Source organism: Catellatospora sp. NPDC049609 (assembly GCF_040675365.1).
GTDB lineage: Bacteria > Actinomycetota > Actinomycetes > Mycobacteriales > Micromonosporaceae > Catellatospora.
Genome location: NZ_JBFAOU010000147.1, coordinates 1 through 20,714 on the forward strand (window position 1 = coordinate 1; position 20,714 = coordinate 20,714).

The following is a 20,714-nucleotide window of genomic DNA, read 5'->3' on the forward strand; positions in this document are numbered from 1 at the left end:
GGCGGCGTCCCACCCCCGAAGGACGCCGCCGCCGGCGGCCATCGGGCGCACCGCCGGTGCCTTCACAGCGGGTGCGCCCCTCACCCCGTGAGCTGCGCGCCGACCGACCCCCAAGAGGCCGACGGCAGCCTGCGGCCTGATGCGAAAGGCGGCCGCCGAGGTGACAAGACGCTTACCGTACGTAGTTCTCCGGTCCGGCGCAAGAGATCGCGATTCCTCATCTACCACTTTTGCACCAGTTCTCAGGCAGTCGCGGCAAACCCGAGCGCGATCCCGCGGTCACCCTTAGTCACTTCGGCGGGGGTTGAAGTTAGGGGTCGGCCCCGATGTGCCGCCGCTGCGGCGGGGCGATGGTGGAGTCGTAGAAGTCCGCAGACCGCACCGTAAGGACCGGGACGATGAGCACCAAGACCAGCACCAACGCCCTCACCCTGCCGGGTGTGCTCAGCGCCGGGCTGGCCCTCGTGTGCTCGCTCGGCTGGGCCGGCAGCGCGCTGCGCCAGCACCGCGAAAGTCAGACCCACTCCCGGCAGCTTGACGCCGCCCGGCACGCCGCGGCCACCGACCCGCTGACCGGCCTGCCCAACCGCGCCGCCCTCACCGCCCACCTGGCCGGACTCGCGCACACCGGCGGCTGGTGCCTGGCCATGGCCGACCTGGACCGCTTCAAGAGCGTGAATGACACACTCGGCCACGACGCCGGCGACCAGGTCCTGACCACCACCGCACGGCGCCTGGCCGCGGCCCTGCCCGGCGCGACGGTCGCCCGTCTGGGCGGCGACGAGTTCGCCATCATCCTGCCGACCGCGGTCGACCGGGCCCTGCCAGGGCTCCAGCAGGCTGTCGCGGCCGTCGCGCGGCCGCAGCAGGTCCGCGGGCTCGAACTGCGGATCGGGTGCAGCGCCAGCCTGGCCGAGCAGGCCGCCGGCGTGAGCGCCGACGAGCTGATGCGCCGCGCCGACACCGCCCTCTACCAGGCCAAGCAGAGCCGCGGCCGGGCCGTGGCCTGGACCCCGGACCTCACCCCGCCACTGCCGCCGGCGGTCGAACGGCGCCAGACCCGGCCCCGCCGCTCGCAGCCGTACGCCACGGCCACGGCCTGAGCGGCCCGCCACTAGCGTCCCGGACGCTCCGCCCGGTGCCGCCCCCTCACGCACCGACCGTTCCGGGGCACCCGCCGGGGGCTGTGCCGCACCACATCGTTCGGCACAGCCCCCGCCGGCTACGGCCTTCCGGCTAGCGGCACCAGGCAGCGGCGCGTGGAGAGTCGGGCGCCGCTATCAGTGCAGCGGGTCCAGATCCTCGGCCAGGTCCTCGGGGCGGTCCTCGGCCGCGTTAAGCTGCAGGGCCTCGGCCAGCCAGGTCAGCTCCTGCTTGTCGACCACGACAGTGGCCCACTGCCTGACGACCTTCCCGTCCTCGGCCCGGGCCGCGCTGCCGTGCTCGGCGGGAAGCCGGACCGCGATCCAGACGTCGTCGTCGAGCAGCCGGGAGGCCTGTCGCAGCGCGACCACTGTGGGATCGGCGGTCAGGCTGTGCTCGGCGCCGAGATCCTCCAGGTCGATGCCGAACTCGTCGTCCCAATCGTGCTCGGCCACCAACCCGGCGGTGACCAGCACCGCCAGCTCCGGGCGCTGCTCAGCCGGACACACCAGTCCTTGCCCGAAGCGTTCGTAGACCGCCTGCGGGTGCATCGACAGCAGGTCGGCAAGCCGCCACCAGTCCACTCCGGCAGCGACCATGTCCGCCACCACCGCCGTGTACAGCTGCTCACCGGCCGTACGCAACCTGTCGGCCAGCACCGCCGCGGCAGCCCAGTCCTCGCCATCGGCGGCCCGCGCCACAGCGTCCAGGTCGCCTGCGACCGTGCCGGCGGCGCGGCGGTGGAAGTCCCCGGTCCGGGTGACAGTGCCGGTCATAGTCCCTCTGTTCCTCTTCTGGTTCGGTAACGAGCCTGACCGGCGCAGGCAGCAGGCCCGCGCCAATAACTGCGCCAGTCTCGGGCACCCGTGCGACACCCGCACCGGCGGGCCGGTCCGCCAGAACGAACACGAACGCCTGCCAGCGCGGCGGCACTGGAGGCGATGCCGGCCCGGCCCACTCTTGGCGCGACCTGGAGGCAGACGGTTCAGCTTGTGCTCGATGGCCGGCTGCCGGTCGGTGTCGACGGCCGTGGTGTGGACTGTCGGCCGTAGGCCTGCGCGGTGTCGTACACCTTCTGCAGATTCGCCCCGACGCCGTCGTGCGCGGCGATCACCGTCTTCCAGTTGTCGGCCACGGTGAGGTCCTTGCCCGGGGCGCACAGCCGGTAGGCGGTGCTCAGGGCGGCGTCGTCGAGGTCGTGCGGGTCGGCGAGCTGGTCGCCGTCGGCGTCGACGCCGTAGACGGCCCAGGTCGCCGGCAGCAGCTGCATCGGCCCGACGGCGTGGTCCCAGGTGACGTCGCCGTCGTAGAACCCGGCGTCGGTGTCGGCGACACGAATGCGGCCCTTGCGGCCGTCGAGAGGGGGCCCGACGATCGGCGGCGTTACGCTGCTGGCCGGGTCGAGGGTGGCACCGGTGGCGGTGCCGTGGTCGGTGGCCAGCTTGCCGAGCGCGGCCAGGGTGGTCCACGACAGCCGGCAGGTGGGGCGGGTCTGCGACGTGACCCACTCGGCATACGCGTAGGCCTGCAACGCTCCAACCGGCACCCTCACGGCCGGGGCCACCTGCCGCGCCCAACCGGCAAAACTGTCCGCCGGACGGATGCCACCCGACGGCGCCGGGCCGGGCGACGGGCTGGTACTGCTGGCCGCCGCAGACACCGACGGCGACGGCACCGCCGCCGGCACGGCGGGAAACATCCTGGGCATGAGCGCACCGCCGACGGCGAGGGCGGCGACGACCAGCGCGGCGAGCACACCACCGCGCACGACCAGCCCCGCCACGCCAGCCCGCCGCGAAGGAGCCGCCGCATGGCGCCCACCGCCACGGCCGGTGCCCTCGTCCGGATCGACGCCGGGATGTCCCGGCCGCACCACCGGTCCGGGACGACGTTCCTGCTCGCTGTCTTGCACGTTCGAGTATGGGCGGAAAGCAGCAGACCGGCACACCGCAGATGGACCGTCGGGTTGCGGTCCGCGTGCAGGCGTCGACGCCTGGTCAGCCGGCGGTCCGCCTGCGCAGACAGTGCCCGACACCGTGCTGTGCCCGGTGCGCGTCATGCCGTACCTGCGCTGCCGCCATGATGACCGGGCACGGCCGTAGCCGCCAGGCTCGGGCGAACAGCGACGGGGTGTGAAGTCGAGGCGGGGGCGGAGCGCCGTGAGCGCGGCGGTGTCTGATCGCGTCTTGATTCAGCATGTCGTCGAAGCTGCTGCCGATACAGCGGCCGGCCGACGGCTGCTGCGGGCGAGCAGCGGGCGGAGGCGGCAGTGCAGTTGTCGGGACAGCTTGCCCGACCTGCCCCGGACACCGCAGCGGCGATCAGATCCATCGACGCCGTCACCCTGGCCGCGCAGCAGGCCGCCCTGGTGCGGGCGGTGCTCCGACCTCGACCGGCCGCGGGTGTGCCGGTGCGGGTTCAGTAGTTGTTCATGAGCGCGCGGACGTTGCCGACGTACTGCGGGTTGGGGTAGTAGACGTCATCGCCGTCGGTGATCTCGGCGTCGACGGCGCCCTGGCCGTAGTTGTAGGCGGAGATGACGGCGTTGAGTAGGCACCACTCCTTGCTGTCGGGCACGGCCGGGTCGTGGGCGCAGTCGGCCTCGCGCAGCGTGTAGTCGGGCTGACACGGCGCAGGCGAGTTCTGACCCGGTTCGGGAGGGGGGCAGCCGATGCCGTACTTCATGCCGAAGTAGCGGATCAGCCACTGCAGGTACGCCGAGCCGATCATCGTGTTGCCTTGCAGGGTGTGTACATCCTCGTCCATGGCGAACGGGGAGTCGTCGTTGAGCCACGCGGCGGTGGCGGGCATGACCTGCATGGTGCCGATCCCGCCGTCACAGGCGATGATCGCCGACTGCCAGCCGCTCTCCTGCATCGCCACCGCCTTGATCAGCCGGTCGGGCAGGGTGACCTGCGAAACCGTCCAGAACCGGCGCGCCGCGGCCGCCTCCAGTGCCTGCTGTACCTCTGTTTTCGGCGCGTTGGCGCCCTCGTAGAAGGGGCATTTCGTACCCGACGGGACCGGCGAGGGCTTCGGGGCCGGTGGCGGAGGGCCTGGCAGGTCGGCCTGCCGCGGGCTCGGCTTGGGCTTCGGGACTCGCAGCTTCGGCGAGGGTGACGGGGGCACGGACGGCGACGTGCTCGTGCTCGGTGACGGCGCAGACGACGGGGAGGCCGAGTCGAGGGTCGTCACCAGGCCAGGCTCGAACACCGCACCGCCGGCCGGTCCGGCCTCGGTGGCCGTGCTGCGGCTGCTGCCCCAGACCAGCACAGCGGCAACCAGCACAGCCGCGGTGAGCACGAGCGCATCTGTAGCCGCACGCGTGCGCGTCAAACGCATGATTCCCTGCCCTCCCCAGACGCCCAACCCCGGCGCTCGAACCAGCACGCGCCCGACGGGAACCCGTCGGGCGGAAAATCGGGCAACGCTACCCGCACCGACGGCGGGACGACACTGCCACGGCGGTCAGATCACACTCGCCGTCGCAGCCGGCGGTGACGTGGTCCGCGGCGGCGGCGGCATGGCGTGGCGAAGGCCTGACAGTCCAACGCCGCCGCGCAGCCAGCGCTGTTCGTCCTCGTGATCGATTACGCGTCACTGCTCGCCCGTGCGACTCAGCTGGACGTGCACGCGACACCCGCGATGCTGCACTGCTCAATGCGGTGGCGGCCACGGTCCCACGTAGCGGTGAACCGGATCTTGACCGTCTTGCCGGGCTGCAGCAGCGCGGAGCCGGGCCCCAACACGATGTCGTCGCCGGCACGGCTGACCAGCACACCGTTGGAGATCGCTTCCGGGTCGACGGCGGCCTTCGGCGATAGCGTGAGGTGCACTCGCCAGTCGGCGGGGCTCGGCCCGCGGTTGACGACGGTGATCGCCACGTTGATGCCGGAGTCGAACGTGTCCACATCGAGCGCTGCGGTCAGGCTCGGCGAGCTCGGCGTCGGCGGTGGCCCTGCCGATACCGATGAGCTGGCCGCGACCCGCGGCGCAGGTGACGCCGTCGCTCCCGGCAGTGGGGTCAGGTCCGTCGGCCCCGGGCCCGGCGTGGGGTCGGGGGCACGTTGGCCGAAGCCGTCGACCGCCGCGTACGTCGCAGGCGCCGCGTCCAGCCCGGTCGGGCCTGGTGGGGTGGGATCGGCGATCGTGAGTCCGATCGCGCCGGCCACCGCGGCGCATACCAGCCCGCCACACGTCCACACCAGCGCCGCCTTGCGGCGGCGAGGCGACGCGGCTGGCGCTGCCGCACAACCACCCGTGGCCTGCGCATCGATACGGTGCCTTCCCATGATCGGGGAGGCTATCAACGAGCGTGACTGCCACCACGGCCCATCATGTGGGATGAGACGGCGCGCACACGCGCTAGCCATTGCGGACGGCGGCTGGGCGGCACGCCCCGCCCTGGCGGCTGAAGATCGGCAGTCAGGGCGAGGCGGTGCACGCCGCGGCCTGACCACTTGGGCCGGCCGCGGCGGGTCGTCAGTGCAGCGGGCGGTTTACCCCTGCCAACGCGCACAGCTGATCAGCCAAGTCGATCAGCGCCTGGACCGCGTGGGCCATGCCGACCGGGTTGCCTGCACGCAGTCCGGCTTCGGCCTGATCCAGGACGGCACGCAGCCCCACCGTCGCGTCTCCGAATTCCTGTGCCGTCAACCGTCCGGCGACCAGCGCCCACTCGTAGGGCAGCTGCACCACCGTGGACCCGCCACAGCGGACCGCCGGCAGCAGCCCCCACGCCACATCCACGTACGTCTCCCAAGCGCGTTGCGCCATCCCCTCAACCATGCCGAAGATCATCACATCTACATGCGGCAATGCCAACCTCACGGAATGTGACGGTCAAGGCTCGCAACCGCTCCCAGGACCGGGACAGCGAGACGGTGATCCGGGCGTCGCTGGCAGCTGCCCCCGTGCATGATCACAAGGTGGGAGAGCTGCTCGTGGTGGCTGCTCGAGCGCTGACGAAGGACAGCCAGTCGCGGCGGGCGTTGTGGGTCCATCTGGTCGCGGCGGTGACGCTGATGCCGAGCAGCTTGCTCAGCACGGGCGCGGGCAGGTCTTCGGCGAGGCTGAGCCGTGCCGTGCGCGAGTGTCTCACCATGATGCCGTGTCGGCGCAGTCGTTGGCCGAGGCTGGCTGCCGCGATCGGCCAGCCGGGCAGACGGCCGGGAAACAGCCACCGGGTGCCGGGCACGGCGCGGCCGATCACGGACGGCGCCCGGGCCGCTGCGATGGTCTGCTCGATCAGGGACGCGACCGCGGGAGGCAGCTGCGTGCGGTGTTCTCCCACTCGCAGACAGACCTTGCCACCGTGGGTGGTGATGTCGTCGATGGTCAGCTCGGCGATGAACGTGATCGGCAACCCGTAGACCAGCAGCAGCGACGCCGCAGCGCGCACATCGATCGGGATACCGGTATCGGTGACAGCACGGTGGAGCAGTGACCACCTGCCATCCTCGCTCATGGACAGGTCCGGTCCGCAGGTTTCTGCGCCGGACGGCAGACAGGTTCGCGGCCAGGCCGCGCCGGTGGGCCCAGCTGAGGAAGTCGCCGAGCAGACGCCGGTCCGTGCCGCCTTCGCTGAGCCATGCGTCGACATGGGCCTGGTGAGCGGTCGCGAGGCCGATTTCGGCGGTGTCCAGCCACTGCAGGAACGCCAGGGCGGTTGACACCTTGGCCCGGGCGTTGCGGGCGCTGGCAGCGGTGAACCGCGTCCGGTCGGCACGTCGTCGGGCGCGGCGCAGCACCGACCAGTTGCCGTAGGCGCGCAGGATCTGCCGGTGCTGGGCCGGTGCGGCGGCCAGCGTCCGGGCCAGCCAGGGCGTCAAGCGCTCGAGCGGTTCGTTGCGCGACGGCAGCACGCCGGTGTGGACGAGCATCTCGCGCAGGACCGCGGCAGCGTGCTGCCCGGCGTGGGCGTCGAGCGCGTCGTGGCCGATCGGCGACCCGGTGCGGACAAGGTCGCGCAGTAGGGCGGCGCTGCCGTCTGGCCGGTCGAGCCACGCCAGCACCGAACGGGGCCGATGGGCATGAGCCAGCGCCTGTACCAGCGGCGCGAGGTCGGCCGGGACCGTGCCCTGGGGGCCGCGGAAATGTTCGTCGAGCCGTGCCCGGGCCACGCATCGGACGCATTCGCCGTCGCGGTAGCGCTCCTCCGCTTGGTCGCATGTGCGGCATGTGTAGTCGATCGCGCTGCCGGCGCACGGCCCGCAGACCGCGCCGCCGTTGGCGCCGGCCGCGGTCAGCACCCTGACGTGGCCGCAGCCGGGGCACGGCGACGGGTTGGCCCGGGCGTGGCTGTAGCAGTGCCGGCACACGCCCCCGATCGGCCACCGGGCTGCGATCGGCCCGACACGTGCGCACCTGGCGCACGGCGCGTGCCTGGTCGGTCTGCACGACACGCACAGCGGCCGTGGCGTCCCGGCGTACGCGCAGGGCCGCAGCCGCCCACATCCCGCGCATTCCACCACAGGCTGATGGTTGCAGCGACGGCACAGATCGCCGCCGCCGTCGCGGCCGCGTACAGCGACCGGACGTGTCAGCCCGCAGCGGCCGCACCGGCGCGTCGGCCTGCCGCCGCGGTCGTAGCAGCCCTGGCACAGCGGCCCGCCCGGGCCGCGCCGCGCCGCTGCGGCGACGTTGCCGCAGCCGACACAGGTGTGCAGTGGCCTGGCGTGGCAGCTGCTGCACAGCGCGGGCCCGTCCGCCCGCCGATGGTTGACCTTCCTCAGCCGCCCGCACGTCGCGCACGGCTCGTGCCGTCGCGGGTCACGGTCACGGCAGGGGAAACAAATCGGCCCTTCCGGCTCGACCCCCGCCACCGGGCGGACGTGGCCGCACCCGGCGCAGACCCGGGCGCGCGCTTTGGCAGCGCAGCTCTGGCAGATGCGCCCCCGATCACTGCGGCCCGGCAGCTCGGCGCGCCGATGGCCACACTGCGCGCACAGCGGCACCTTCACCTCGTGTCCCGCCGTCTCCAGCAGCACCAGCAGCCGGAACGCCGCCGGGGGCGTGTCAGCCGACGCCGACGTGAGGATGTCGGGCCGCCGCTGCAGGTACGCATCAAGCTCCCGCAGCCCGCGCCGCTTGTCGGCGTTGGCCGCAGCCACCAGCCGCACCGCCTCCTCATAGGGCAGGCCGGGCAAGCAGGCGGCCAGCCGCTCCAGTACTCGCTCGCGCACAGCCCGAACCGCAAGCTCCCTGCTGTTCACTGCTCGGCCGGTCGTCTGATCGTGCTACGCCGCACCGGCGGCGGAGCCGGAAGATGCGCCTCGCCCGCTGTCTGGCGGTGCGCCGCCGGCACACGCTGCACCTCGATCAGGTCGTTGGGGGTGCAGCCGAGGATGTCGCACAGCGCCGCGAGGGTATCCATGCTCAGCCGCTGCGGCGGCTGCGTCACCAGCCGGAACACCTGCTCCCGCGACAGCTCGACGCCGCGCTCGGCCAGCAGCGGCACCAGCTCCGTGGTGGCGAACATGCCCTTCTCGGCCATCCTCAGACGCAGATGCCACGCGATCGCGGGTCGGCTGTTCACGACACCTCCCAAAGCCCCGGCCCCCGTGCCTTCAGCGACTGCACCAGCAGCCGGTTGCGGTACTCGTCGGACACCCCGGTGTACAACGCGGTGGTAGAGGCATGGGCGTGCCCCGCCTGCTCCTGCACAAACCGCTCGGGATACCCGAACTCGATCAAGTGGGTGACGTGGGAATGCCGCAAACAGTGCAAATCCAGGGCGCGGTCCAGGCCCGCACCATCCCGGGCGGCGACGAACGCATCGTTGAGACTGCGCCAGGACACCCGCTGACGGCGCTCGTTCAACCACAGCGCGCCGTGGCCATCAGGCCGGAACAACGGGCGGACCTCGTCCAACCACTGCTGCAGCACCGGCACGACCCAGTCCATCTCCGGCACGAGCAACACCGTGCGCCGCTTCGGAGGGCTGCCCCGCGACGACTTCCCCCAACGCACCAGCACTGCGCCGAACTGCCCGAACGAGGCGACCTGCGTCGGCGCCGAACTCCACGACCAGGGCGTCGACCGGCCGGTACGCCAGCGGCTCAGGTCTGCCGAGCTGGCCCTGCCAGGCGGCGGGCAGCGGAACCGGCCACGGGTGGCCCGCGGCGGTCTGCAGCAGCGGCGCGAGCTCGCGGCGCAGCGGCCCGGCCAGCGGTGCTGTGCGCCCGATGTAGCGCAGCCGACCTTCGCCGTCGCGGCGACCCAGCAGCAATGTGCGGGGCTCGCCAGCCGGGCCGGTGACGCCGGCCAGCACGGCCTCGGATGTCGTGCGGGCCCGCAGTTTGTGCCAGCCGCCCTGGCCCGGCAGATATGGCTTGTCGAGTGGCTTGATCACGACGCCTTCGATTCCGGCGGCTGACCAGTCGCTGAGCCATGTCTGGGCGTCGGCGGGGTCGCGGGACTGCGGGCACAGCGTCAGCTCCAGCGGTGTGTTGGCCAGCAGCCGTTCCAGCCGCTGACGTCGTCGGCGCAGAGGCAGGCCCATGATGTTTTGGCCGCTGACCTGCAGCAGGTCGAACGCGACGAAGTGGGCCGGACGGCGCCGCGCTTCATCGGCGAGGCCACGTCCAGCGGTGATGCGTCGCCCCAGCAGACTGAACGAGGTGGCGTTGGCCGCCGCGTCCCAGATCACCAGTTCGCCGTCGATGACGACGCCCTCTGGAAGCGCAGCGCGGGCGACCTTGATGAGGTCGGGGAAGTAGCGGCCGAGCTGCTTGCCGTGGCGCGATTGCAGCCGGACCCCGCGCCGGTCGGTGATGATCAGCCCGCGGTAACCGTCGAGCTTCGGTTCGTAGGCCACCGCCGTGTGCGGCACCGCGCCGAGCTGGTCGACCGGCTCGGCCCGCATCGGCACCAATGGCGACATACCTCTGACCTTTCACCTGTTCAGGGCGGCAAGGACGAACATATCCGCAGGTCAGCGGGAGGTTTGCGGCTGTGTGCGCCACCAGGGTCGGGCTGGGCGGATCGAGTCCGGCAGAATCACACGTTCGGCCGAGCCTGGCCGGACAAGAGAGCGCGGGTCACGCCGGGCCCGGACGGGGGACCGGGTGGGTGACGTGACCCGCGCCCGCTCGCCGGGCCGCCGTGGCCTCGCGGCGAGCACGAGAAGTCGACCGCAGAGGTCGGACAGCGCTCAGGCGTCGCTGAGAGCGAGATTGTGTGCGGCCAGGGACCACGCCCGCGAAGGCGGGGAGGCGCTGCCGCTGGCCGCGCTCCAGATGGTGGCGCTCGCATTCCCGGCTTCGATCTTCATGCTGGGCCGCTCGTCCGGCCCGATGTTCAGAAACAGGTGGAACGCCGCGGTGATGGTCTCTGCATGGCCGACGACGAGCACCGTGCCGTCGCGGCGCTCGTCGAGCAGCGCCTGCAGCGCCGCGGTGACGCGCTTGACGTGCGTGGCCCACAGTTCCCCGCCGGCGATGAGCGGTACGGCGGGGTCGTCGCGGTCCACGTCGCGCGCCTCGTGCAGGATCTCGGCCCACGGGCGCCCATCGGCGTGCGGCCCGCAGTCCGGCTCGCGCAGCTCGTCGACGATGGCCAGCGGCAGGCCGAAGCGCTCCGCGATCGGCGTGGCCGTCTCCACCGCGCGGCGGCGAGGGCTCGCCCGGATGGCCGCCGGCGGCTCGGCGAACATCGTCGACAGCCGGGCTGCGGCGCGGCTGGCCTGCCTGGCGCCGTCCGGATGCAGGCCGCTGCAGCCGACCGGCCCGCCGACGGTCTTGGCGACGTTGCAGTGCGCGAGCGCGTGGCGGATCACTACCAGGTGCCGCATTCGGTTCTTCTCCTCCATGCCGCTTCTGCTGGTCTAATGGTGCGCGGGGGCGACGCCGAGCAGTCGCCACAGCAGCGGGTCGGCGAGACTGCCGAACACGGCGTCGGCGCGCAGCCGCTGGCCCTCGTGGCTGATCCCGATGACGTAGCCGAACCGCGCGGCGCTGGCGGAGTCCAGGCCGATCTGCGAGTCGTCCAACGCGATCGCCCGCGCCGGACGCACGCGCAGGTCCCGGGCGGCCAAGGCGTACAGGTCGGGGGCCGGCTTGGGCCGGTCGACCTGGTCGAATCCGGCGATCGCCGTGAAAAACCGGATCAGCCCGAGGTTGGTCAGGTGGTGGACGGCCACGGCTGTCGGGGAGTTGGTGGCCACGGCCAGAGGGTAGGAGACGGCCAACGCCGGGACGAGCTCCGCCGCGCCGGGCATCGTCCGCACCGGCTGGCCGCCGTTGTCGGCGAGCGCCAGCGTCAGCTGCTCGATCAGAACCTTGGTTGGGGCTGTGGTGCCCAGCAGCGCGGCCAGGGCGTCGCCGAGCTGCCGAAAGGGCGTGGTCTTGAGTCTGCGTCGATCGGCGTCGCTGAGGTGGACCCCGTGCGCGGAGAACAGCGCCGCGTACGCGCGGCCCCACGAGCCGGAGGTGGCGATGAGCAGGTCGTCGAGGTCGAACACGATGCCGTCGGGGCACAGGGGCTGAGTCACCGGGATCTCCTTCACATCAGGCCAGCAGCCGGGCCAGGTCGGTGGCGTGTCTGAGCGCGTCGGCGAGATCGGCGTGCAGGCGCCGCAGCCGGGAGACGCCGCCGGTGGGGTCGGGGGTCGCCGCTGGGAGATGATCTCCCGCGACAGCGCGATCACGGCCGAGATCCAGAACCCGGCGTGCAGGCCGAGGTCGTCGCCGAGCCGGGCCAGGACCCGCCGGCGGTCGGCGGCCGGGCCGATGAACAGCCAAACCTTGGCCAGGTCGTATCCGGCCGGCCGCCAGGCCGTGAACTCGAAATCGATGAGCGCCGGACCGCCACGGCCGGTCAGAGCGTTGGCCAGGTGCGCGTCGCCGTGCTCGACCTGCAGCGGTGGCGCGGCCCGCTCCAGCAGCTCGGCGAGCATCCGCAGATGCCGCTCGCGCAGCACCGGGTTATCGAGCCTGCGCAGCTGCGCCGGATAGTCGTCGTCGCGGGGCACCCCATCCGGCCGCCAGGCGTGCAGCGCGGACAGCAGATCCAGCAGCGTGTCGATGTCGCGGGCGGACACCGTCCCGGACTGGTAGCGCAGCGGATGCAGCGGTCGCCCGTCGAGCATGGTGACGATCACCAGCGGCTCGTCGGGGTCGGCAGCGACCAGCTCTGGGGTGCGCACCGCCGGAGGGTCTGCCTGCATGGCCTGGTAGACCGTGATCTCGTGGCGGCAGCGGTCCAGCCAGAACGGCCGCAGGTCCGTGGGCCGCTTGGCCATGACCGGGACACCGCCTACACGGCCGGGCCACAGCGCGGACGTGTCGCTGTGCCGCACCGGCCCGGTCGGCCGGAACCGGGGGCAGATCCGCGCGATCGCGTCCGCGAACGTGTTCGGGGTGTCACCCACGGTGCGCCTGCCCGGCATCGTGGATGTCGGCCAGCACCCTCCAGGAGGCCACCGGCGCCGTCTGGCTCGACAGCGCCGCGACGAACGCCTCGGCCTCGCCGAGCAGCTCGGCCAGCGGGCGGCTGCCGTCGAGCTCCAGGCGGCGGCCAACGGGCAGCGCTGCCAGGTACGCCGCGGCGGCCCGCTCGATGCCCGCCCGGACGCTCGGCGCGCTCAGGTGCGCGGCGATCGGGCCCCGCACCGCTGCCCGGCGGGCGGTCACCTCGTCAGAGACGCGCAGGTAGATGTAGGCGTCGGGGGTGAAGACCTCGCCGAGCTCGGCGGCTTGGCTGTAGAGCTCGGCGGCGTACGACGGCGCGGCGGGCACGCCGAGGGTGGCCACCCCGAACTCGTAGGTGATCAGCGTGAGCGGGCTGCGGTCGAGCAACACGACCGGGTGACCGGCACGGCGTCCAGCAGCGGTCCTGTCGCACTCGGCGCGTAGAAAATGCGCCAGGGCGGCGATCACGGCATGGTGGTCGCGGGGCGGGAACGGCGGAAGCGGACCCATCTCGGCGTACTCCGCGACGGCCACCCCGCCGACCGGCTGGGCCAGCGCGTGGACCAGAGTGGTTTTTCCCGCGTAGCTGAGTCCTTCGACCGCGACCACGAGCGGGTCGAGGGATTGGGATGAACCGGCCACGGCGTGCCTCCCTGCATTGACGTGACGACAGGACTAGGAGTGGTAGGTGTGCTGACGACGGTGGGCCAGACCCCAGACACCGCAATCCCGGCCGGCGACGCGCAGACGCTGCATGGCGTCGCGGCCCATTTCCAGCTCGGCGAGATCATCGAAGTGCGGGAGATCACCGAAGGCGTGATGAACCGCAACTGGCAGGTCACCACGGACACCGGCCGGTACGCGGTCAAACAGGTGCTGGACGTCTCGGCCGACAAGGCCCGCCGCCAGCACGAGGTCACCGCCGCGCTGGCCGCAGCAGGACTGCCGGTACCCGCGCCGGTGACCGGCGGCGAGGGCGACACGGTGTGGGAGATCCCGGCGGGCGCGTTCGCCGTCCTGCCGTGGGTCGCCGGCGCCCACCAGCCGTGCCTGCAGTGGAGCCTGGAGCAGTGCCGCCGCGTCGGCGACCTGCTGGCCGAGCTGCACGGCGCGCTCGCCGGGCTCCTGCCCGGTGCCGAGCCCGCGCCCGCTCAGGTGGCCGAGCCGGCCAAGGCGAAGGCGGCCATCGACCGCTACCTGGCGATCATCGGCGACCTGCCGGTCCTGGAGCCGTTTGACGCCCTGGTCCGCGACCGGCTGCAGCAGCGACGTGATCTGCTGGAGCAGGTCGCGCACCTGCGCCCGGACGAGACGGCGCTGGTGAGCCCGATCGGCTGGGTCCACGGCGACTTCCACGACCTGAACCTGCTCTGGGGCGACGGCGGCCAGGTCGCCGCTGTCGTCGACTGGGACCGGCTGTCGCAGCGGCCGCTGGCCGCAGAGGTGGTCCGCTCGGCGACGCTGATGTTCGCCCACGGCGACGAGCGCGGGCTCGACCTCGACCGGGTTTCGGCGTTCGTCAGCGGCTACACCGCCCGGCGCCCGCTCACGCCGACCGAGCTCGCCGACGCCGAGCACCGCCTCTGGTGGGACCGGGTCTGCGACCTGTGGCAGCTCAAGCGCCACTACGACCAGGGCAGCTCCTCGTGCGACCACCTGTTCGTCTCGGCGGCCGCGCTGCTGTCCTGGTGGACCGACCACCGGGCTGACGTCGCCGGCGCGCTCGGCGCACGCTGACACCCACCACGGCAAGGCTGAGGCCCCCGCACCCGCAGATCGGGTCGGGGGCCTCAGCACGTCACGGTGCGGCGCGGCCGGGCGTGACGGCTACGAAGCGCGCGGCGCCACGTACGCCATCAGGCGGCCCCTGCAGCGGGACCGCCCTTCCTTGCAGGCGAACTACGCCTGCGCCTTGACCCACATCGCGGCGGCGGCCACCAGCGCGGGCAGCTCCGGCGGGGTCGGCAGGCTGGCGACATCGGCGACCGGCACCCAGCGGGCGGCGTCGACCTCCTCCAGCTGCGGGCTGATCGCCGTGGTCACCGCCCGGAGCACGTACACCGGGTCGATGTGCCGGTGCTCGCCGACCTTCGAGTCCCGCACGTCCATCTCCAGCACCACGAACGGGCGCGGGTAGCTGACCACGGCCGGATGGGTGAACAGCGGCACGTCGACCGGCTCGGCTTCGACACCGGTCTCTTCCCGCGTCTCGCGGATCGCGCCGGCGAGCGGGTCCTCGTTGTCGTCCAGGTGCCCGCCCGGGTAGAGCCACACCCCGGCCTTGCGGTGGAACACCAGCAGCACCCGCCCCTCGGCGTCGAACACGAGCGCGCTGGCGGTGAAGTGGCGGATCGTCACGACCGGTTCCCTCCTCGGGCGATGGCGGCGACCTGCCCTGCCATCCACTCTAGAGTCGCGTCGTCCAGGCCCGGGTGAACGGGCAGCTGGAACGTCGACGCGGCGAACGCCTCCGCGTTCGGGCACGCCGTGGCGTACGCGCTAAACAGCGGCCGGTGGTACAGCGGCCGGTATCCCCATCGGATCGAGTCCGGCGGCAGGCCCGCCGACGCCAGCGCGGCGCCGATCTCGGCCTGCCGGGCGTGGGCGATGAGGACCAGGCTGTAGTAGTTGGGGGTGTCGTCCTCGCCGTAGACGAGCTCGCGGAGCAGCCCATCCAGCGGCAGCGCGTCCAGGATGCGCCGGGCGTTGGCGGCCCGGCGGGCGAGCTGCCGTGGCAGCTGTCCCAGCCGGACGAGCCCGACGGCGGCCGCCAGGCCGCCCAGCTTGAAGTTCGTGCCGTGGACCGCGCTCTTGAGGTGGCCCAGATGGGTGTAGTGGTCGATCCGGTCGGCCAGCTCCTCGTCGTCGGTGAGCAGGAAGCCGCCCTCGCCGGTGGCCACCAGCTTCCGGTCGTGCGTCGACAGGGCGCCGACGCGGCCGATCGTCCCGGCGTGGCGGCCGCCGATCCGGGTGCCGTGAGCCTGGCAGGCATCCTCCACGATCGGGACGCCGGCCTGCTGCAGCACCGCCGCGGCCGCACGCTCGTCGTTCGGATACCCCCAGAGCGGCAGGACGAGCGCCGCCTTCGTCCGTCGGCTGATCTTCCGTTCGACGTCGGCCGGATCCAGGGCCAGCGAGCCGGGCTGGGTGTCGACGATGACGGGGGTGGCGCCCCGGGTCAGGATCGGCATGGCGGTCGGGCCCACCGCGGTGGCGGGCACCAGAACCTCAGCGCCGGGACCGACGCCCATCGCGACGAGCGCCGCGTCGATCGCCGTGGTGCCGGAGCTGACCGCCAGCGCGCGGCGGACCCCGAAGTAGTCGGCCAGGGCGGTCTCGTACACCGGGAGGTTGACCGCGCCGCCGGACAGGCGGCCGTCCTCGAGGACGGCCCGCAAGGCTTCGATCTCACCGGTCAGCGGGGGAGCGTACCGGTCGTCGACCGGGTTCGCGGTGTCGTAGCGGGTCTCAGTTGTGGTCATAGGTCAGCACCACCTTGATGGTCTGGTCGGGGCGGTCGGTGATCAGCGCGTACGCCTCGGCGGCGCGCGAGAACGGGATCCGGTGCGTGATCAGCCCGTCGGTGCGGACCGCGCCGGTGGCGATGAGCTGCCGGGCGGTCTGGTTGAGCCGATCGAGGGTCCACAGCGGGTGCGTCCGCTGGTCGCAGCCGTTGATCGTCATCGACGAGATCAGCGTGATGCGGTTGCGGTGGTACTCCTCGCTCAGCCGCAGGCCGGCCTGGTCACCGTGGTACGACGCGATGGTGGCGACCCGGCCGCCGACCCGCAGGCTGCGGATCGTCTCGTTCAAACCGGTGACCGACCCGGAAGCCTCGATGCCGGCGTCGGCGCCCGCTCCGCCGGTCATCTCGTGCACCGCCGCGGCGACGTCGACGCCGTTGCCGGCGAGGATCGCGTGCACGCCCAGCGCCTGAGCTTCCTGGACCCGCAGCGCGTGCCGGTCGACGCCGAAGACGGTCGCGCCGGCGCGCTGGGCGAACTGGGCGGCCAGCAGCCCGACGGTGCCCAGGCCCATCACCACGACGGCGTCGCCGAGCTGCAGCGTGGCGTCGTGGACACCGCCGAGCGCGACCCGGCCGAGGATGTGGAACACCGCCCGTTCCGGATCGGTCCCGGCGGGCAGCAGCCGATCGGCGGCAGCCGAATCGGTGATGACGTGGCCGGTGGCGTGCGGGGCGTCCAGCGCCAGTAGGTCCCCGGCCCGGACCGCCGTGACCGCGGCGCCGACCTGGGCCACCCGGGCGATCGACTCGTAGCCGGGCACGACCGGGTAGGCGCGGCCGGGGCCGTCGACGTAGTACCGCTGCGGCGTCCACGTGCGGTGCAGCGACGCCGCGGTGCCGCGCAGCCAGGCGATCTCGGTGCCGTGGCTGATGCCCGAGATCACCGTCTGCGCGTACACGTCGTGCTCGCCCAGCGCGGGAAGCTGGTCCTCGATCAGCTCGACGCAGCCGGGCTCGGTGATCCACAGCCTGGTGCAGGTGGGACCGCTCGGAGCCGACGTCTCGGCGACGTCGACCGTGGTGGGTTGTGTCATCCCATCTCCAAGGGGGATAGGAGCTGGCACCGGTGCCAGCTCATGGATGTGGTGGTGCAGGTAGGGGAGGCCGTCAGGGCGGCGGTCACCAGGTGATGGGCGGCTGGCCGGCATGGTCGGTGACGCGCCACAGGACGCCGTCGACCTCGGCGGCGGTACGGGCGGGCCGAGCTGTCGGGGCCACCAGCGCACGGGCTCCGCGTGCCAGGCCCTCGCGCCACGCCGTCACCCGCTCGTCCAGGGGCGGGACGACGGCGATCGCCTGGCTGTAGACCTGGCCGCCTTGCACGAAGTCGGTCCACATGCGGCGGCCCCACGCCGCGCCGCCGTCGAGGCTGCGACCGGCGAAGAACGCCAGCCAGGAGCCGATCATGTCGGCGTGGAAGTCGCCGTCGGCGACCCGGCAGCCGGTGTCCACCCGGGGCCGGGCCGACAGGTCGACGAGCTCGCCCAGAGCCCGGCCGACGCCAGACAGGATCGTGCGCAGGTCGTCGTCGTGCAGCGGGTAGCGGGACACCGCCCCGTACTTGAGGTGCGCCGACCCGATCCGTGGGTCGGGGCAGTGACAGAGGCCCGCGCCGGCGTCGGCCAGATCGGCCGACAGGTGCAGGTGGTCGGAGTACGACGTCGGCCACATCGACAGGTCGGTGAACCCGCCCGCCCGGTGCAGCGCGTCGGCGGTGACCAGGGCGGTCCCGCCGATGATCTGGACCGGGAACGGGTCGACGAGCCCGGAGGCGGAGTCCAGCAGCGGCGCCTGCGGCAGGTAGTCCACCGGCCACGTGTTGAACCGGGTGCTGAACTCGGCCAGAGGCGGATCGAGCCGGCCGATCCGGGCGATCGGCATGATCTCGCGTGGCGCGAGCGCCCGGTAGTACACCGGGGTCATCACCGCAGCCGCGTGCGGGTCGCGATGCCACAGCCCCTGCAGGGCGTAGGCCGCCCCGGCAGCGAAGTGCGGCTGGAACACGCAGTCGTCGTCGCCGAACAGCAGCCACGGCGCCTCGGCGGCCGCGACGGCGGCGTTGCGTGCCGCCCACGCTCCCCGGTGCGCCAGGCGCAGCACCCGCACCGGCACCGGTCCTGGCAAGGATCGGTAGTGCTCGAGCACCGCGGCGGTGTGGTCGGTCGACCCGTCGTCGACGACCACGATCTCGGCCAGCGCCTGCCCGGCCTGCGCGAGGAGGCTGTCCAGCGCCCAGGTCAGCGGGTTGTCGCGCAGGGCGGTGTCCGGGTCGGCCGGGCAGCGGTTGTAGGTGGCCAGCAGCGCTGACACCTGCTGGCGCGTCTCGGGGATGTCCAGCGCGGCGGTGAACTGGGCGTCAGCGTGCAGGTCAGCCACCGCGTCGGCGAGCCGGTCCATCAGTCCTCCGTCTTCTCGTGTTGGTAGCTCGTGCCGAGCAGCGCCTTGCGGACGACGCGGCCCAGGCACCACCACGGGCCGATGCTGGAGATCAGGGCTGCGGCCAGCCCGCCGACGGCCGCCGCAGCGGGCCCGGGGACCTGCTGGCCTTGAGCGCGCAGGTGCCGCCCAATCGCGGCGAACGGCAGCAGGTACAGGCCGAGGGCGGCAGCGGCCGCCAGCGCCGAGGCGTCCTTGCGGCGGGCCAGCACCGGCAGCGCCACGGTGGCGAGGACGGCGGGGGACTGCCCGAGCCACAGGACGCCCCTGCCGAGCCCTTGCGTGGTGATCGCGGTCCGCGTGAACGGGGTGCCGAGCTGGGCGGCAGCGGCCAGCCGGTGCGCGGTCAGATAGTCGGGATAGGCCCAGAACCACTGCCGGGTCTGCTGGATCGACAGCCAGGCGGTCGGCGGGCTGTCGGCGTACTCCAGCAGCGGCAGCGGCTCGATCGGAATCCCGGCGGCGCTGGCCAGGTAGCCCAGCGCGTGGTCCTCGTTCATCGTGGCCGTCGGCAGGCCGGACATCGCCTGCAGCACGTCGGCCCGCAGGAAAAGGCCGTGGCCGACGCAGTGCGCGAAGCGCGGCACACGCGCCCGGCCGCGCGTGCGGCGGGCCTGGGACGCCTGCCGCCGCAGGCGGGGGATCTCCCGGGCCAGCGTCCAGCGCGACTGCATCAGCGCGATGCCGTCGGCGACCAGGCCGTGCTGGCCCAAGCCCGTGGTGAACAGCGCCGACTGCTGCGCGATGCGGACATCGCCCTGGGCGGCGGCCGCCGCCACCGTGGGCAGCGTCGCCGGATCCGGACGGGAGTCGGCGTTGTAGACGGCCACGAAGACGCTGGTCAGCGGCACGCCGTCAGCGGCCAGCCGTGCGAGCTCGACCTGCGCCGCGTAGTTGATCTGATCGGCCATATCGCCGTGCGGATCGGCCAGGTGGTGGTGCGTCACGTGCGCGCCGCCGTGGTCCTGGCCGGCCAGCTGCGCCGCGAGGTCGGGCGTCGACGGGCCCGCGCCGCTGGCGACGAGCTCCGCCTCCGTGGTCACGATCACCACCGACGCCGGGCCCCAGGCGCGGGCCAGGCCGGCGAAGTACGCCACCGTGTCGGTGATGAGCTTCTGCTCGCGCAGCATCGGCACGATGAGCAGGAAGTACGGCTTGACGTCGGCGACGGGCGCTGGCTGCGGCTGGCTGACGAAGTCCAGCGACCGCATGGTGTGGCGGGCACCCGACAGGCCGCGCACCGCTACCGCCGCGGTGGCGGCCCAGGCCAGCCCGGTCAGGACCTGCCGGGGCTTCACGCGATCACCGAGCCAAGCCGCAGCACCGAGAACGCTTCCCGGAATCCGCCCGTGGTCGACGCCCCCCGGAATCCGGGCAGGTGCATCCCGGGCGCTCCCACGTGGCTGGCCTGGCCTTCGCCTTTCGCGGCCGCCGACTGGCTGGCGTAGCAGTGCAGCGCGGCCAGGCGGCGGTCGGCGGCGGACGTGATGTCCTCCAGGTACTGCGGGGCCCCGATCGGCGACCAGACCTCGTAGCCCAGGATCGTCGGCACCCAGTGCGCCGCCCCGCACTGCGGGTAGTTGCGGCTGCCCGCCATCCCGGCTGCCCGCCAGCACAGGGCGAACGCGGCCTGGTGGTCGAAGCTGGCGTCGTCGGGGTGCGGCAAGTAGAGCAGCTGTGGACGCTGCTCTCGCAGCAACGCCATGACGGCGGTGAACTGGTCGGTGTCGTGCGGATCCAGCAGCCCGTCGCCCAGCCGCAGGAACCGCAGCGCCGTCTCCGGAACACCGAGGGCGGCCGCCGCCTGGGTGGCCTCCCGCTCGCGGATGGTGCCGGCCGCCTGGCGGTCGGTGGCGGTGGCGCCCTGCTCGCCGGACGTGAGGTAGGCGATCGCCACCTCTCGCCCGGCGTCGACGTGGTTGGCGATCGAGCCGCCGCAGCCGAGCACCTCGTCATCCGGGTGTGGCGCGATGACAAGGATCCTCGTCTTGTCCTTACCGGTCATGATCTTCCCCGATCGGTTGGAGGGTTACCTGCAACCGCGTCGGTACGCCGGTGGTCGGACGGGACTAGGAGCTGTTCGGGGTTCGGATCTCGGTGGGCTTGTTGGTGGGCTGGTGACGGCTGGTAGAACTCGGTGGTGGCGCGTTTCGATGTGACGGATGCCGAGTGGGCGTTGATCGAGCCGTATCTGCCGG

General features: G+C 72.6%; 20 protein-coding genes. 2 read left to right on the forward strand and 18 right to left on the reverse strand.

The window, feature by feature from the left end; genetic code table 11:
* Positions 1-398: 398 nt before the first annotated feature.
* The gene (locus tag AB0J67_RS30100) at positions 399-1,103 is read left to right on the forward strand and encodes a GGDEF domain-containing protein (protein ID WP_363487127.1); all 705 of its coding nucleotides are present in this window, start codon (positions 399-401) and stop codon (positions 1,101-1,103) included.
* 177 nt (positions 1,104-1,280) lie between these two features.
* Here the strand turns inward: AB0J67_RS30100 and AB0J67_RS30105 are convergent, their stop codons facing one another.
* The 12 genes from AB0J67_RS30105 to AB0J67_RS30160 form a co-directional block, all read right to left on the reverse strand.
* A complete protein-coding gene (locus AB0J67_RS30105; protein WP_363487129.1) occupies positions 1,281-1,919 on the reverse strand; it encodes a hypothetical protein in 639 nt (212 codons plus the stop codon).
* Positions 1,920-2,128: 209 nt separating this feature from the next.
* Positions 2,129-2,926, reverse strand: a complete 798-nt coding sequence (locus tag AB0J67_RS30110) for a hypothetical protein (RefSeq protein WP_363487131.1) — start codon at positions 2,924-2,926, stop codon at positions 2,129-2,131.
* Positions 2,927-3,561: 635 nt separating this feature from the next.
* Positions 3,562-4,446: a lytic transglycosylase domain-containing protein gene (locus tag AB0J67_RS30115; protein WP_363487133.1), complete on the reverse strand. Its 885-nt coding sequence runs from the start codon at positions 4,444-4,446 to the stop codon at positions 3,562-3,564.
* Between the two features lie 314 nt (positions 4,447-4,760).
* Positions 4,761-5,315 (reverse strand): hypothetical protein, encoded by a 555-nt coding sequence (locus tag AB0J67_RS30120; protein ID WP_363487135.1) that lies wholly within the window; start codon positions 5,313-5,315, stop codon positions 4,761-4,763.
* Between the two features lie 310 nt (positions 5,316-5,625).
* Entirely contained in the window at positions 5,626-5,943 is a 318-nt protein-coding gene (locus tag AB0J67_RS30125; RefSeq protein WP_363487137.1) for a hypothetical protein, read from the reverse strand.
* 121 nt (positions 5,944-6,064) lie between these two features.
* On the reverse strand, positions 6,065-6,610 hold the full coding sequence (locus tag AB0J67_RS30130) for a hypothetical protein (RefSeq protein ID WP_363487139.1): 546 nt from the start codon (positions 6,608-6,610) through the stop codon (positions 6,065-6,067).
* 1,743 nt (positions 6,611-8,353) lie between these two features.
* Positions 8,354-8,680 (reverse strand): helix-turn-helix transcriptional regulator, encoded by a 327-nt coding sequence (locus AB0J67_RS30135; protein WP_363487141.1) that lies wholly within the window; start codon positions 8,678-8,680, stop codon positions 8,354-8,356.
* A complete protein-coding gene (locus tag AB0J67_RS30140) occupies positions 8,677-9,036 on the reverse strand; it encodes a tyrosine-type recombinase/integrase (protein ID WP_363487143.1) in 360 nt (119 codons plus the stop codon). Before AB0J67_RS30140 ends, AB0J67_RS30135 begins: the two co-directional genes overlap by 4 nt.
* Positions 8,984-10,027 carry an RNA ligase family protein gene (locus AB0J67_RS30145; RefSeq protein ID WP_363487145.1) on the reverse strand — a complete coding sequence of 348 codons (1,044 nt, stop codon included), beginning with the start codon at positions 10,025-10,027 and terminating at the stop codon, positions 8,984-8,986. The genes AB0J67_RS30140 and AB0J67_RS30145 overlap by 53 nt, the downstream gene beginning before the upstream one ends.
* A 270-nt stretch (positions 10,028-10,297) precedes the next feature.
* Positions 10,298-10,936: a histidine phosphatase family protein gene (locus AB0J67_RS30150; protein WP_363487147.1), complete on the reverse strand. Its 639-nt coding sequence runs from the start codon at positions 10,934-10,936 to the stop codon at positions 10,298-10,300.
* Between the two features lie 33 nt (positions 10,937-10,969).
* A complete protein-coding gene (locus AB0J67_RS30155) occupies positions 10,970-12,514 on the reverse strand; it encodes an HAD-IA family hydrolase (protein ID WP_363487149.1) in 1,545 nt (514 codons plus the stop codon).
* Entirely contained in the window at positions 12,507-13,196 is a 690-nt protein-coding gene (locus AB0J67_RS30160) for a hypothetical protein (RefSeq protein ID WP_363487151.1), read from the reverse strand. The genes AB0J67_RS30155 and AB0J67_RS30160 overlap by 8 nt, the downstream gene beginning before the upstream one ends.
* 48 nt (positions 13,197-13,244) lie before the next feature.
* Here AB0J67_RS30160 and AB0J67_RS30165 point away from each other — a divergent pair, with 48 nt between their 5' ends.
* Positions 13,245-14,291 (forward strand): phosphotransferase, encoded by a 1,047-nt coding sequence (locus tag AB0J67_RS30165; RefSeq protein ID WP_363487153.1) that lies wholly within the window; start codon positions 13,245-13,247, stop codon positions 14,289-14,291.
* A 162-nt stretch (positions 14,292-14,453) separates the two neighbouring features.
* On the opposite strand, the gene AB0J67_RS30170 is transcribed toward AB0J67_RS30165, so the two are convergent.
* The 6 genes from AB0J67_RS30170 to AB0J67_RS30195 form a co-directional block, all read right to left on the reverse strand.
* Positions 14,454-14,912 carry an NUDIX domain-containing protein gene (locus tag AB0J67_RS30170; protein ID WP_363487155.1) on the reverse strand — a complete coding sequence of 153 codons (459 nt, stop codon included), beginning with the start codon at positions 14,910-14,912 and terminating at the stop codon, positions 14,454-14,456.
* Complete coding sequence (locus AB0J67_RS30175) at positions 14,909-16,036, reverse strand: DegT/DnrJ/EryC1/StrS family aminotransferase (RefSeq protein WP_363487157.1); 1,128 nt, start codon at positions 16,034-16,036, stop codon at positions 14,909-14,911. The genes AB0J67_RS30170 and AB0J67_RS30175 overlap by 4 nt, the downstream gene beginning before the upstream one ends.
* Positions 16,023-17,114, reverse strand: coding sequence for a zinc-binding dehydrogenase (locus AB0J67_RS30180; protein WP_363487159.1), 1,092 nt, complete (start codon positions 17,112-17,114; stop codon positions 16,023-16,025). The genes AB0J67_RS30175 and AB0J67_RS30180 overlap by 14 nt, the downstream gene beginning before the upstream one ends.
* 85 nt (positions 17,115-17,199) lie before the next feature.
* Positions 17,200-18,477, reverse strand: coding sequence for a glycosyltransferase (locus tag AB0J67_RS30185; protein WP_363487161.1), 1,278 nt, complete (start codon positions 18,475-18,477; stop codon positions 17,200-17,202).
* Positions 18,477-19,814 (reverse strand): glycosyltransferase, encoded by a 1,338-nt coding sequence (locus AB0J67_RS30190; RefSeq protein ID WP_363487163.1) that lies wholly within the window; start codon positions 19,812-19,814, stop codon positions 18,477-18,479. Before AB0J67_RS30190 ends, AB0J67_RS30185 begins: the two co-directional genes overlap by 1 nt.
* Entirely contained in the window at positions 19,811-20,521 is a 711-nt protein-coding gene (locus AB0J67_RS30195) for a PIG-L deacetylase family protein (RefSeq protein ID WP_363487165.1), read from the reverse strand. Before AB0J67_RS30195 ends, AB0J67_RS30190 begins: the two co-directional genes overlap by 4 nt.
* Positions 20,522-20,714: the final 193 nt, after the last annotated feature.

What these genes read in the sequence shown, in the direction of transcription:
- AB0J67_RS30180 (WP_363487159.1), bottom strand. Translation starts at nt 17,114, where the DNA reads ATGACACAACCCACCACGGTCGACGTCGCCGAGACGTCGGCTCCGAGC.
- AB0J67_RS30145 (WP_363487145.1), bottom strand. Translation starts at nt 10,027, where the DNA reads ATGTCGCCATTGGTGCCGATGCGGGCCGAGCCGGTCGACCAGCTCGGC.
- AB0J67_RS30195 (WP_363487165.1), bottom strand. Translation starts at nt 20,521, where the DNA reads ATGACCGGTAAGGACAAGACGAGGATCCTTGTCATCGCGCCACACCCG.
- AB0J67_RS30125 (WP_363487137.1), bottom strand. Translation starts at nt 5,943, where the DNA reads ATGATCTTCGGCATGGTTGAGGGGATGGCGCAACGCGCTTGGGAGACG.
- AB0J67_RS30150 (WP_363487147.1), bottom strand. Translation starts at nt 10,936, where the DNA reads ATGCGGCACCTGGTAGTGATCCGCCACGCGCTCGCGCACTGCAACGTC.
- AB0J67_RS30100 (WP_363487127.1), top strand. Translation starts at nt 399, where the DNA reads ATGAGCACCAAGACCAGCACCAACGCCCTCACCCTGCCGGGTGTGCTC.
- AB0J67_RS30185 (WP_363487161.1), bottom strand. Translation starts at nt 18,477, where the DNA reads ATGGACCGGCTCGCCGACGCGGTGGCTGACCTGCACGCTGACGCCCAG.
- AB0J67_RS30105 (WP_363487129.1), bottom strand. Translation starts at nt 1,919, where the DNA reads ATGACCGGCACTGTCACCCGGACCGGGGACTTCCACCGCCGCGCCGCC.
- AB0J67_RS30175 (WP_363487157.1), bottom strand. Translation starts at nt 16,036, where the DNA reads ATGACCACAACTGAGACCCGCTACGACACCGCGAACCCGGTCGACGAC.
- AB0J67_RS30130 (WP_363487139.1), bottom strand. Translation starts at nt 6,610, where the DNA reads ATGAGCGAGGATGGCAGGTGGTCACTGCTCCACCGTGCTGTCACCGAT.